The sequence below is a fragment of the Pseudooceanicola sp. HF7 genome (assembly GCF_011806405.1).
In the GTDB taxonomy this organism is placed as follows: Bacteria; Pseudomonadota; Alphaproteobacteria; order Rhodobacterales; family Rhodobacteraceae; genus Pseudooceanicola.
Genome location: NZ_JAATOW010000034.1, coordinates 38014 through 50092, shown reverse-complemented (window position 1 = coordinate 50092; position 12079 = coordinate 38014). Strand labels below are relative to the sequence as shown.

9 protein-coding genes and 3 pseudogenes are annotated in these 12079 nt (G+C 62.7%); 7 read left to right on the top strand and 5 right to left on the bottom strand.

What is annotated here, in order from left to right:
* On the bottom strand, positions 1–360 hold a 360-nt coding region (locus HCZ97_RS16325), incomplete at its 3' end, for a sugar phosphate nucleotidyltransferase (protein ID WP_254871573.1).
* A gap of 395 nt (positions 361–755) precedes the next feature.
* Positions 756–1697, bottom strand: a pseudogene (locus HCZ97_RS16320) (IS5 family transposase).
* Between the two features lie 174 nt (positions 1698–1871).
* On the opposite strand from HCZ97_RS16320, the gene HCZ97_RS16315 reads away from it, so the two are divergent.
* The gene (locus tag HCZ97_RS16315; protein WP_167690018.1) at positions 1872–2189 is read left to right on the top strand and encodes a hypothetical protein; all 318 of its coding nucleotides are present in this window, start codon (positions 1872–1874) and stop codon (positions 2187–2189) included.
* A 276-nt stretch (positions 2190–2465) separates the two neighbouring features.
* Here HCZ97_RS16315 and HCZ97_RS20895 read toward each other — a convergent pair whose 3' ends face one another.
* Entirely contained in the window at positions 2466–2969 is a 504-nt protein-coding gene (locus HCZ97_RS20895; RefSeq protein ID WP_167690016.1) for a fumarate hydratase C-terminal domain-containing protein, read from the bottom strand.
* Positions 2970–3388: 419 nt separating this feature from the next.
* On the opposite strand from HCZ97_RS20895, the gene HCZ97_RS16305 reads away from it, so the two are divergent.
* Positions 3389–4486, top strand: a complete 1098-nt coding sequence (locus HCZ97_RS16305; RefSeq protein ID WP_167690014.1) for a tyrosine-type recombinase/integrase — start codon at positions 3389–3391, stop codon at positions 4484–4486.
* On the opposite strand, the pseudogene HCZ97_RS16300 reads toward HCZ97_RS16305, so the two are convergent.
* Positions 4483–4674: pseudogene (locus tag HCZ97_RS16300) on the bottom strand (IS3 family transposase); the annotation flags it as partial. The gene HCZ97_RS16305 and the pseudogene HCZ97_RS16300 sit on opposite strands and share 4 nt — an antisense overlap.
* Between HCZ97_RS16300 and HCZ97_RS16295 the strand changes: the two are divergent.
* The 3 genes and pseudogenes from HCZ97_RS16295 to HCZ97_RS16285 all read left to right on the top strand — a co-directional run.
* Positions 4670–4973 (top strand): annotated as a pseudogene (locus HCZ97_RS16295) (transposase); the annotation flags it as partial. The pseudogenes HCZ97_RS16300 and HCZ97_RS16295 sit on opposite strands and share 5 nt — an antisense overlap.
* A gap of 271 nt (positions 4974–5244) precedes the next feature.
* Positions 5245–6228 (top strand): UDP-glucose 4-epimerase GalE, encoded by a 984-nt coding sequence (gene galE, locus HCZ97_RS16290; RefSeq protein WP_167690013.1) that lies wholly within the window; start codon positions 5245–5247, stop codon positions 6226–6228.
* A 63-nt stretch (positions 6229–6291) separates the two neighbouring features.
* Complete coding sequence (locus HCZ97_RS16285; RefSeq protein WP_167690011.1) at positions 6292–7683, top strand: phosphomannomutase; 1392 nt, start codon at positions 6292–6294, stop codon at positions 7681–7683.
* A gap of 73 nt (positions 7684–7756) precedes the next feature.
* Here HCZ97_RS16285 and HCZ97_RS16280 read toward each other — a convergent pair whose 3' ends face one another.
* Positions 7757–8788 carry a replication initiator protein A gene (locus tag HCZ97_RS16280; RefSeq protein ID WP_167690009.1) on the bottom strand — a complete coding sequence of 344 codons (1032 nt, stop codon included), beginning with the start codon at positions 8786–8788 and terminating at the stop codon, positions 7757–7759.
* A gap of 505 nt (positions 8789–9293) precedes the next feature.
* Between HCZ97_RS16280 and HCZ97_RS16275 the strand changes: the two genes are divergently transcribed.
* Both HCZ97_RS16275 and HCZ97_RS16270 read left to right on the top strand, forming a co-directional pair.
* Positions 9294–10679 carry an AAA family ATPase gene (locus HCZ97_RS16275; protein WP_167690007.1) on the top strand — a complete coding sequence of 462 codons (1386 nt, stop codon included), beginning with the start codon at positions 9294–9296 and terminating at the stop codon, positions 10677–10679.
* 346 nt (positions 10680–11025) lie between these two features.
* Positions 11026–12078, top strand: coding sequence for a ParB N-terminal domain-containing protein (locus HCZ97_RS16270; protein WP_167690005.1), 1053 nt, complete (start codon positions 11026–11028; stop codon positions 12076–12078).
* The last annotated feature ends 1 nt before the right edge of the window (position 12079 follow it).

Genomic DNA, 12079 nt, shown 5'->3' with positions numbered 1-12079 from the left:
CGAGGGCGCGACCAGCATGACGCCTTCGGGATCGCCTTGCGCGACCCGCAGGGCGGCCGCCAGCACGGCGGGGGCGGTATTGCGGCCCTCCGGCTCGATCAGGATCGCACCGGGATCGATGCCGATGCCGGCAAGCTGCTCGGTGACGATGAAGCGGAAGTCGGAATTGGTCAGCACCATGGGCGCTTCGAAGCTCAGCGCGCCGCTGGTCCCGGACAGGCGTTTCGCCGAAGCCTGGAAGAGCGTCTCTTCCCCGGTCAGCGGAACGAATTGTTTCGGATAGCTTTTCCGGGAAAGCGGCCAAAGCCGCGTACCGGAACCGCCGCAAAGGAGGACCGGGGTGATGGTCGATAAAGACATGCCGTCAAAACCCATGAATAAAATGCGTCTGATGCAACTGTTAGCAGGGAATGCCCCGGGCTCAACCCCCCTCTCCGGTTATACCTGGAACCCCGGCCAACCCCCGCCGCATCGCAGCGAAAACAGGCATCCCAGGCCCTGTTTCGCAGCCCAGCCGGACCGCCCGGATAGGAGGCCGGTACGCCGGCTCAGGTACAGCGCCTGTGCTCAGGGGACACGCGCTACGGCTCTCCGCCCGGCATGCCGGGCCAACTGGATGCAACTGCCCCAGAGTTTCGGTTCAAGCTTCATAACAACGGAGCATTCCATCCTACGCCCGGCGTCCCCTTCACGGGTCATCAGCTCTCGGATGAACATGTCGAGTTACACACCTTAGGCTCTTACCTCATTGCGCTTCACAGCCAGTAGATGATGACTGCGGCGAGAGCGATGGCAAAAAGGAATATCGTGGGGCATTTGTCGTATCTGGTTGCCACACGACTCCACTCCTTGAGCCTTCCGAACATGATCTCAATCCGGTTGCGCCGCTTGTCGTATCTGCTGACAGTCGCCTTGCGCTGTTTTCGGCCATTGATGCAGGGGCGTATACCCTTGTCTTGCAGTGCTTCCCGGAACCAATCGGCGTCATAGCCCCGGTCCCAGAGCTCCCAAGCGACATCTGGCTGACTGCTGAATAGGAGCCGCGCCCCCCATGTAATCTCGCTCACCTGTCCGACAGACACGAAGAAATTGAGCGGCCGGCCTTTGCTGTCGCAGATGGCATGCAGCTTGGCGTTCATGCCGCCCATGGTGCCGCCAATCAGGCGGCCACGCCCGTCCGTCGGGAAAACGATCCTGGGGATCGTTGTCTGAACCTCCCAACTGTCGCACCCAAACTGAACGCACTGCCCCTCTCGCACATTCTTTACATGTGCGAGAGGGGCAGTGGATGTGCCTTGAGATACTTGAATAAGCTCACTCGCACGCATGGCGTTCGCCTGCTCACGTCGATCATCACCATTTTCTTTTCGCCGCGTTCGTCCGCCAGCCCAGCCATCATCTAAGCGAAAGTATCCTTATCGCTCTACCACTTCCGGCGATGGTAGAGTGTATTGTGGAGACCATACTCTTTTCGGTGCGTATCCCGCCACTTGGCCGGGGCTACGCCCGTTCGCGCCTCACAACAGCCTTGAGGACGTTGCGCCACCTCGTGGATCAGCTCTCGCCCCATTGCGATTGATGAAGATAATTCCGTTCAAGACACGGCGATCACCCACCCGAGGCTTGCCGTGCGTCTTTAGGAAGTAAGGCGCAAGACGCAGCATTTGCGCATCGCTCAACCAGAAGAGGTCAGACATGTCACCGCTCCGTTTAGGCGCGCTGAATCATCTCACGCCGTTGGAATCAATGGGGCCTGAGCCGAGGATGAAGATAGCCAAGAACAGGGACAAAAGGATCGCCTGGTAGTTGTTGATAAAGGCGATGTTGCATCGCAATATGTGAAAAACTCCAGAGTAGGAGAGAGGGGGATAATGGCCCGGGTATCCAGCGATGAAGATAAAGCCCACATGGTACTTGATGTGTTCAAGCACTTCGGGACGCGCTCTGGAGAAGTGATCATGCCTGAGCACGCGATGGCTATCGCGATGAAGCGTGACTGGTGCCGCGAGGACTTGGTCGACGGGCTCCAGATCGCAACCCTCCGTGGTTGGATCGAAGATGGGCCGAACCAAACGATTAGATTGACTGAAGAGGGTTTTTTTCAGGTAGAGAGGCTGCAGCGCCCACGAAAACTGGCAGCCTTGGCCTGCGGTGGGTCAGGCGTCATTCTGTTCAGGTACAGAGGGTAACATGACCTGCCATCGTTGGAGACAAGCGCACAACCCTTTGTCCTGAGTTGGCAGCGAGAACAAAAATGACGGTTTTTGACACATACCAAAAGAAGCCGTTGGGTAAAGGTGAGTTTTCAGTCTATTCTGTTGAAAAACTCTGCTTGCTTGAAGGGCTGGCCGCTGATTAAATTTGGCTGCGGCAGCTTCAAGTGAACGGCGATGATGGGGTCCTGGCCGGAAGCGCAAGCCGCTCTGTTTCTACGAGTTCTCGATTGAAACGCACGTTCCGCCCGATCACATACTCACATCGGTTGACCAGTTCGTCAGCCAAGCGTTCGAGCAGGTCCGGGTGCGGCTCAAACAGGTCACGCACCCTCTGTTCGAACTCCCAAAGCTTGACGCACACGCGGTCCCAATACTTTTCGGGTACCTGGGTCGTGCCAAGCTCTCCGAGCTAGGCGGGGCCGTAAATTCCAAGTCCGGATTGTCGGTCGAAAAAAATTGTAGACGCGTCGCCTGCTCGAGATCACTCACTGGACCACCGCCCCTGCCAGCACTGAAATTCCCGAGTACTAGGCACTCCACCGCGCCCTTAGACAGCAGCGGCGCGGCTCCGCCGGGCATTGCAAGATAGACGCAACCGATCTCCCTCATCGTCACCATGACCTTGTCACCGACGCCGCCCTTGCCGCCCACGGCATTCAGGCCGCGTTCGCGAACGAGAGTCGCCATGAAGGCGTCGAACCGGTCGAGGTCGAGGGATGGACGTAGTGCGGAAAGAACCGTTCCCCTGCTCATAGCAGCAGCTTCCCATGTTGAACAGGCTGCCGCCCGCCAGATCGCGGGGCAGAGGGGCGCCTGCCTCGACGGCGGTGACCATCCGTTTGTGCGCCGGAAAGCCCACCTTCAGTGTCGTGCTCCGCCGGACGTCATCGGTAGTGGGATGTGGATCGGCTCTGCAGCGTCACACCATGCGCTTGACCTGCCATTAGCGCTTTGAATTCAAATCCTCCTCAGTGCCAGTCTGTGACCCTGATGAGTGTTTTCAGAACATCCTACGGATCGAGGGTGATATTATGACACACAAGTAACAGAGAATGCTTCTGCTAAAATGCGGCGCTTTTGGAAGAATTATCCCGGAAAACCGCCGCGCTCTGCAGCTGACATTAATGTCCAATAAGTTTGTATTATCGGACATAGAAGGATATGCCTGCGACATGGCAGAAAACACCGAGAAGCCGAGTTCAAGGGGGGGCAACCGGTCTCCGAGCGACGAAAGCGACGAACCTCATCCCCTGTGCAGCGAGGCTCTAACGCTCACTTCTTTTGTGGCTGGCTCCGGCGCACTCGACCGGCTGGTTGACACCGCGCGCGATTATGCCGGTGCCGCCGCCTCGGGCAACACGCTGGCCGCCTATGCGGCGGACTGGGCACATTTTGCGCGCTGGTGTCGGACGAAGAGCGTTGATCCGCTGCCCCCCTCTCCCGAAATGATCGGACTTTACTTGGCGGATCTGGCGTCCGGATCGGGCCTTTCCCCTGCCCTCTCTGCGAGTACCATTGATCGCCGCCTCTCGGGCCTTGCCTGGACCTACACGCAGCGCGGGTTCAGCCTAGACCGCAGGGACCGTCACATCGACACGGTGCTGAAGGGCATCAAACGCAAGCATGGGCGCCCACCCGTACAGAAGGCCGCGCTCATGGCCGAAGACATCCGCGCCATGGTGGGCGCCCTGCCCTGCGATCTGCGCGGCCTGCGGGATCGGGCGATCCTGCTGTTGGGGTATGCCGGGGGTCTGCGCCGGTCGGAGATTGTCGGCCTTGATCTCCACAAGGACGACACCTTGGACAGCGGTGGCTGGGTTGAGATCATGGAGAAAGGAGCACTGCTGACGCTGAACGCCAAGACTGGCTGGCGAGAGGTGGAAGTCGGCCGGGGAGCGTCCACCCAGACCTGCCCTGTACATGCGCTCGAGCAATGGCTGCACTTTGCAAAGATCGACTTTGGCGCCGTCTTTGTCCGCACATCACGCGATGGCAAAAGGGCAGTCGAAACCAGGCTAAACGACCGCCATGTTGCCCGGCTGGTGAAACGGACGGTGCTGGCTGCGGGATTGCGGCCCGACATGACGGAGGCCGAGTTACTGGCACTCTTTTCCGGTCACAGCCTCCGTGCCGGGTTGGCAAGCTCCGCAGAGGTCGCTGAAGGCCATATCCAGAAGCATCTTGGCCATGCCAGCGCAGAGATGACCCGCCGCTACCAGCGCCACAGGGACCGCTTTTGCATAAACCTAACCAAAGCGGCGGGACTCTAGGTGTTCAGCTCCGGCATTTTGTGGATCGAATTGATCTTGAATCTGTCGGGCTCTAAAATCCAGATTTCGCAGATGTATTCGTATGGCGTGAGACCGCTGAGGGTCTTGAGCCTACGAGCGAAGTTGTATGCGTTCATGAAGTCGGCGAGGTGCGTTCGCAGCTGATCGTGGCTGCCGTAATGATATCGTCTCTGCGACAGCAAAGGCCACCCGATCAATTTCATCGTCTCAGCAGGGCAAGTCAACGATTAAATCGGGGCGCGTGCGCTGGTAAGCGGGTTGCCCAACGTGAAGTGGCTGCTCGGAGATCGTGGGTACAATGCCGACTGGTTTAGAGAAGCCTTGCGAGACAAGCGTCGCAATCGGATCGAGATCATGTTCGGCAAGCTCAAGGATTGGCGAAGGGACGCGACCCAGTACGACCGCTGCCGGCGAGACCTTTTTGTCAGTAATCGCACTCGCAGCAACCGTCATCTTATGGGTATGACTGAGAACGAGTCCTGTCCCTAGCATTGGCCTAGCGAAATCAACCTACGCACGGCACATTCACTTATAAAACGGCGGTGATACGGGGGCAGTCATTCGAACCCGCAAGGAAGGTTCCCTAAGCCAATAAAACTGACGACTTCAAATCACGTGTCATAGCCAATACCTTTTCATAAGGAAGGTCAGAAAAGGCTGACAGGTGGTCGACGATTTTCAGCTCGCGGAGCAGATATCAACTGCGTTACCCCGCACTCCAATAGGAAAGAATGTATATGACAACAGTACTTGTCACCGGCGGCGCCGGCTACATCGGCTCACATGCCTGCAAGGCCCTTAAGGCCGCAGGGTTCACCCCCGTCACCTACGACAGCCTGATCACCGGCTGGGAGGACGCGGTCAAATTCGGCCCCTTCGAGAAGGGCGACCTGCTGGACCGAGCGCGGCTGGACGAGGTCTTCGCGACCTACCAGCCCGTCGCGGTGATGCACTTCGCTGCCCTATCCCAGGTTGGCGAAAGCATGAAGATCCCCGGACTCTACTGGAAGAACAACGTCATGGGCTCACTCAACCTGATCGAGGCCGCGGTCGATGCGGGGGTGAAGAGCTTCGTCTTCTCCTCGACCTGCGCCACCTACGGCGAACATGACAACGTCGTCCTGGACGAGATGACCGAGCAGCTGCCGATCAACGCCTACGGCGCCTCCAAACGCGCGGTCGAGGACATCTTAGCGAACTTCGGCGAGGCCAACGGGCTCGACCACGTGATCTTCCGCTACTTCAACGTGGCCGGCGGCGATCCCGAAGGTGAGGTGGGCGAACACCATCGCCCCGAAACCCACCTGATCCCGATCATGTTGGAAGCCATCGACGGCAAGCGTCCAGCCCTGACCATCTTCGGCACAGATTACGATACCCCCGACGGCACCTGCATCCGCGATTACGTCCACGTCTGCGACCTGGTCGAGGCGCATGTGCTGGGCTTGAAGTGGCTGCTGGACGGCAAGGGCAGTCGGGTCTTCAATCTCGGGACCGGCGACGGCTTCTCGGTGCGCGAGGTGATCGACCGCTCCCGCGCCGTCACCAACAAGGACGTCCCCTACGAGGAAGGCCCGCGCCGCGCCGGCGACTGCACCAAGCTGGTCTCTGGTTCGACGCGCGCGGAAAGCGAACTGGGCTGGACCCCCGCGCGTTCGACCATGCAACAGATGATCGAGGATGCCTATCGCTGGCACCGCACCGGTCATTACAACAAGTGATCACCCTGCCCTGCGGAAGCTCCGACGCTCCGCAGGTCCTTCCCATTTCCAAGAGGACCTCCCATGGCTCCCAAATTCGGTACCAGCGGCCTGCGCGGCCTTGTCGTCGACCTGACCCCCGCCCTTGTCGCGGATTACACCCGGGCCTTCCTAGCCGCCTGCCCCACCGGCGGCGCAGTGCATGTTGGCTGGGACCTGCGCCCCTCTTCGCCCGAGATCGTCCAGGCGGTGATGCAGGCGATCCGCGCGGAAGGGCTGGCGGTGAAGAACGCCGGCGCCCTGCCCACCCCTGCCCTGGCCCTGGCGGCCATGACCACGGGCCATGCGGCGGTGATGATCACGGGCAGCCATATCCCGGCGGACCGCAACGGGTTGAAGTTCTACGTGCCCTCGGGGGAGATCTCGAAGGAGGACGAGACCGGAATCAACATCAACCTAGGCCGCGCTCCCGCGGGCGGCGCGGAAGGCGCGCTGGAAGAGACCCCCGGCGCGATCGATGCCTACGTGGCGCGCTATGTCGCGGCCTTTGGCGCCACCGCGCTTTCGGGGCTGAAGATCGGCGTCTACCAGCACAGCTCGGTCGCCCGCGACGTGATGATTGAGGTGATCGAGGCGCTTGGCGCGGAAACCGTCGCCCTGGCGCGCTCCGACATCTTCATCCCCGTGGATACCGAGGCGCTGGACCCCGAGACCCGCGGCATGCTGGCCGGCTGGTGTGCGGAGAACGGGCTTGACGCGGTGATCTCCACCGATGGCGATGCCGACCGGCCGATGGTCTCGGACGCCACGGGCCGCGTGGTGCCGGGCGATGTGCTGGGCGCGCTGACCGCCCGCTGGCTGAAGGCAGAGGTGATCTGCACACCGGTCTCCTCCAACACGCTGGTGATGGAGATGGGCTTCGACAAGGTGGTGAGCACGAAGATCGGCTCGCCCTTCGTGATCGCCGCCATGGAGGCTGCGCTGTCAGAAGATCCCGCCGCCCGCGTCGTGGGCTACGAGGCCAATGGAGGCTTCTTGCTGGGTTTCGAGGCCCAGGGCCCGGCTGGCAAGCTGGAGCCGCTGATGACCCGCGACTGCATGCTGCCGATCCTGGCGCCGCTGGCCGCCGCCCGCGCCGCGGAACTGCCGCTGGCAGACCTGGTCGCCAGCCTGCCGCCGCGCTTCACCGCCGCCGACCGGATCGCCGGCATCGAGACCGACGTATCGAAGGCCTTCATCGCGCGCCTGACGGAAGACGCCGGTGCCCGCGCTGCCTTCTTCGCCGACATGGGCGCAGAGGACTCGGTGGACTCCACCGACGGTCTGCGCTCCCGCTTTGCCGGCGGCGAGGTCGTCCACCTGCGCCCCTCGGGCAATGCGCCGGAATTCCGCTGCTATGCGGAAGCCGCCAGCGCAGAACAGGCCGAAGAGCTGGTCAGGACTTACCTGGCAAAGCTCGGCACCGACTTGGGCTGAGATCCCTTCGATCTGCGCCGGATTTTCCGTTGCCCAAGATGTTTCGCGCGCGAAACACCTTCGGCCGGCAGCCCTAGCTGCCGGCCTTCTTGCGTACGAACCCTAGGAAGGCCGCATCGGCCGAGCGCAGGCGGGGCCGACCGGAGGCGGCCCAGAAGTCGCGCCATTCGGCCTCGAGCGCATAGACATCCGCGCCGGGCATCCGGCGGCGGGCCTCGTCGAGGGCCGCGGCGGAGAGCGGCGGGGCCTCGGGGCCCGGCTCCACCACCTGGGCGCGGCGGGTGAAGCGGATGATGTCCCCCTCCTCCTCCGCCATCTCGTAATCGGGCAAGTGGTCGCTTTCGATCATGTCCCGCAGCATCCGGCGAAAGACCCGACGGGGGCTGGCGCTCCCCGACTTCTTCAGCAGCACCTCGACCGAGACGCGCCATTCGGGCTGGCGGCCGCAATGCTTGCGCGCCAGTTCGTAGATCCGCCGTTCCAGCGGTTTCCTCAGGCGGAAGTAATCGCGGCTGAGCGTCAGCACCGATTTGGACAGCACCGCCCGGAAAAGCCAGTCCGACAGGGTGACGGTGACAGAGACCATGCGCCCGCCGCGGGTCTTCTTGACGATCCGCCAGGCCTCGATCAGGCCGAAGCCGGTGGTGGCCTCCTCGTCGCCGGTGACGATATTGGTGGTGATCCGGGTGCCCGCGAGGCGCTCGAAGCTCTCCTTGAGACGCCGGTAGGCATCGCCCGAGGTCTCCCTGTTGGTGGCCACCAACAGGTCATGAGCACGCAGCGTCAGGGTCCGGCTGACCGCCCGGCCCGCATTCACCGCCGCCATCAACTGGCTGATGCAGAAGATCAGGATGTCCTTGTCGTGGATCGTGGCCAGGCCCTTCACGGAGGGCGTGACCTCGATCCGCGTGCCGCGATGCTCGTAGGAAAGGATGCGTCGGTCGGGCCGGGTCGAGAGCGAGAACACCGGGTGTTCCATCATCGCCATATCGCCCTTCGGGACGGCATCGAGAATGTCGCAGATGAAGAAATCCACCTGCCCGTGCTGGCCCGGAAGAAGGTAACCACCCTGCCCCGCCCCCCCGGGAACGCTGATCGCACTCATTGGCCTGCCCGCCTTGCTGCCCGTCTGCCTTGCCCCTTTCGGGACCGTCTGAACCCGGTCCGGATCGCCCGCCTACCTGTCGCGAAGCCCCCGGCCTTTTTCGTGGTTTCATTGACGCCCACCCTAGGGATGCAGCCCCCTCCGGTCCAGCCTTTCCATCGGGGGTTCGGAGTCGCTTTCTCGGGGGTTCAGAGTCACCTTATCGTGGGTTCAGAATCATAGGAGCTTTCCGCCAGGTCCGAAATCCTAGCAGAAACAGGGGATTGCGGCGAAGGCTCCTGACCCGTAACACAATATATAACACTGATCTAACTACCCATCTTTTTTCGGGAGCCTAAGAGCCCGGCGATTTTCCAAGGCAAAACCCCTGGATTTCCAAAGAAAATCGGAATCAGATGCGTGCTCCTGTTCCATATGCGCGTTTTTGTGATACCTTGTCGAAAACAGGGCATATGAAACGCAGAGATTCTTGGAAAATTCCCTTCCAGCCCTCTCGGAGGCAGAGATGAAAGACGAGCAACCTCCCTATTTCAACATAGACCCTGACCGTGCGCTGCGCGATCTCGGGACACCCGCGACCAGTGCGCGTTTCGCCGAGATCGCCGAGGCCTGCGCAAGGGGACGCTCGGACCTCGCGTCCCGGGGCCTGCAGGAAGGCGGGGGAAAACGTCTGCGCCTCTTCTCCACATGGGAAATCACCCGCTACCTCATCCCGGTTGCCACGCCGCATTTCCGCCGCGTGCTGAAGGCCAATCCCGACCTGCCCCAGGGCCGCTCGGAAACCGAGAGCGGCGCCAAATGGTTCACCCTCGACGAGGTGCTGCGCCTGCGCGCGCATTTCGCGGCCGAAGGGTCGAAGTCGAAGGAGTACCTGCCCTACCGCCCCGAGGGGCTGCCGGCCAAGATGGTGGCGGTGGCGAACTTCAAGGGCGGCGTCGGCAAGACCTCGACCGCGGCGCACCTGGCGATGTCCGCCGCCCTCGACGGCTACAAGGTGCTGGTGATCGACCTGGATTCCCAGGGCTCGATGACCTCGATCTTCGGCGGGCAAATCGAGGATGAATGGCAGACCGTCTTCCCGCTGCTGGCGCGCCACTACGGCGAATACCTGCGCCAGGACAACCAGCGCCGGATGGACCGCGGCGACCCGCCCCAGCCGCTGGACGACACGCTGTCCGAGGCGCTTTCGGTGAAGGCCGGGGATCTCATCAAGCCGACCCACTGGCCCAACATTGACCTGATCGGGGCGCAGCTGAACCTCTACTGGTCCGAGTTCCAGATCCCGGTCTGGCGCATGCAGGCGCGCGGCTGGAAGCTCTGGGATGCGCTGACAGAGGTGCTGGAGGCCGACGGGGTGCTGGACGATTACGACGTGATCTTCCTCGATACGCCCCCGGCCCTCGGCTACCTGACGATCAACGGGCTGTCGGCGGCGGACATCCTGCTGGTGCCGCTCGGTGCGAGCTTCCTCGAGTTCGACAGCACCGGGCGTTTCTTCGACATGCTGCATTCGACCTTCGCCTCGATCGAGGACGGGGAGAACGTCGCGGCCCGCGCCCTGGGCCAGCCCGAGCTGTCTTTCGAATGGGATGCGGTCCGGGCGGTCATCACCCGCTATGAAGGCGCCCAGCAGGGCGAGTTGGCATCGCTGATGCAGGCCTACCTCGGCCCGGTCCTCGCGCCCGAGCGGCAGGATTTCACGGCGCTGATCGGGCAGGCGGGCGAACAGGTCTCGGGGATCTACGAGGCCGATTACCGCGACTTCAACCGCGAGACCTATGCCCGCGGCCGCGCCACCTTCGACCAGACCTATGCCGCCTTTAAGCGCCTGCTGCTGGCGACCTGGCGGCGTGACGAACTAGCCGCGAAAGCTGCGGAGCCGGCGGAATGAAATCGGCGCCCGGGACAGGGGGCCAGCCCCCGTCCCCTCCGGGGACTCCCCCGAAGTATTTCCGGCCAGATGAAGCCTGGATCCCCGGAATGTTTCGCGTGCGAAACAACCTCCCCCGAGGTGCCGTTATCGCCAGCCACACTGCGGAGCCGCAAACCGGCAGGGCGCGGGGATCCCTTTCATCTGGCCGGAAATACTTCGGGGGTGAGAGCCGCAGGCTCGAGGGGGCAGGCCCCCTTCCCGCGAGGGTCACCGGGCGCAGCCCGAAGGGGCTTTTAACACAGTTGCACCAGCCTGCATCCCGATCCGCCCTCCGGGCGCGTAACTGACAAAGGAGGCCCAGGACATGGCCAAGCGCAAACGTCTGACCCCTGCCAACCCGAGCTTCCTCTCATCGGAGGAAGAGGCGGTGAAGGCCGATCTTCTGCCCGAGGACTTGGAAACCAAAGGCTATCCCCTGGGTGTGGCCCGGCGTCCCGCAAGGGCCAAGCCGCCGATTGCTCAGGTGGCAGGCGAAGCCTCGGCCGAGTCCGCGCTGAGCGAGTTGGCCGAAAGCATGCGGCAGGCCCGCGTCGAGGGGCGGCTGGTGCAGGTGCTCGCGCTGGCGGAGGTCGATACGGGGCACCTCGTGCGGGACCGGATCTTCGCCGATGAGGAAGAGCTCTCAGCGTTGATCGAGAGCCTGCGGGCGCGGGGGCAGCAAGCCCCCATCGAAGTGGTGGACCGGGGCGAGGGGCAGAGCCCGCGCTACGGGTTGATCTCTGGCTGGCGGCGGCTGGCGGCACTGGGGCGACTGGCGCAAGAGGATGCGAAGTTCGGCCGGGTCCTGGCGCTGGTCCGCGCCCCGAAGAGTGCCTCGGAGGCCTATGTCGCCATGGTCGAGGAAAATGAGATCCGCGTTGGCCTCAGCTACTACGAGCGCGCGCGAATTGCCGTAAAGGCGGTGGAGCAGGGGGTCTACCCGGATCTCAAGGCCGCGCTCAACGGGCTTTTTGCAAATGTTTCGCGCGCGAAACGTTCCAAGATCAAGAGTTTCACCCAGATCGTCGAGGTGCTGGACGGGCAGTTGCGCTTTCCCACCGCCATCGGCGAGCGGCTGGGGCTGGAGCTGGCGAAGCGCTTGGAGGATCCGGCAGGGGTCGATACCCTGCTCGGCGCGCTGTCGGCGCGCTCTGTCGCCACGGCGCAGGAAGAACAGGCCTGCCTGACCAGGGCGCTTGCCCCGGAGAAGAGCCGAACCGAAGGGCAGGGCGCGCGTGGGGCAGAGGCGCCGGCTGCAAAGGGCGCCATCGACGCGCGCTTCGATGCAAAGGCCAGGCGGATCAGCTTGGAAGGTCCCGGAGTGGACGCGGATCTCCTGGGCGACCTGCGCGCCTGGCTGCAGAAGCGGCAGGGATGAT

Coding starts and splice junctions, on each gene's coding strand:
- HCZ97_RS16280 (WP_167690009.1), bottom strand. CDS start 8,788: ATGAGTGCGATCAGCGTTCCCGGGGGGGCGGGGCAGGGTGGTTACCTT.
- HCZ97_RS16275 (WP_167690007.1), top strand. CDS start 9,294: ATGAAAGACGAGCAACCTCCCTATTTCAACATAGACCCTGACCGTGCG.
- HCZ97_RS16305 (WP_167690014.1), top strand. CDS start 3,389: ATGGCAGAAAACACCGAGAAGCCGAGTTCAAGGGGGGGCAACCGGTCT.
- HCZ97_RS20895 (WP_167690016.1), bottom strand. CDS start 2,969: ATGAGCAGGGGAACGGTTCTTTCCGCACTACGTCCATCCCTCGACCTC.
- galE (WP_167690013.1), top strand. CDS start 5,245: ATGACAACAGTACTTGTCACCGGCGGCGCCGGCTACATCGGCTCACAT.
- HCZ97_RS16315 (WP_167690018.1), top strand. CDS start 1,872: ATGGCCCGGGTATCCAGCGATGAAGATAAAGCCCACATGGTACTTGAT.
- HCZ97_RS16270 (WP_167690005.1), top strand. CDS start 11,026: ATGGCCAAGCGCAAACGTCTGACCCCTGCCAACCCGAGCTTCCTCTCA.
- HCZ97_RS16285 (WP_167690011.1), top strand. CDS start 6,292: ATGGCTCCCAAATTCGGTACCAGCGGCCTGCGCGGCCTTGTCGTCGAC.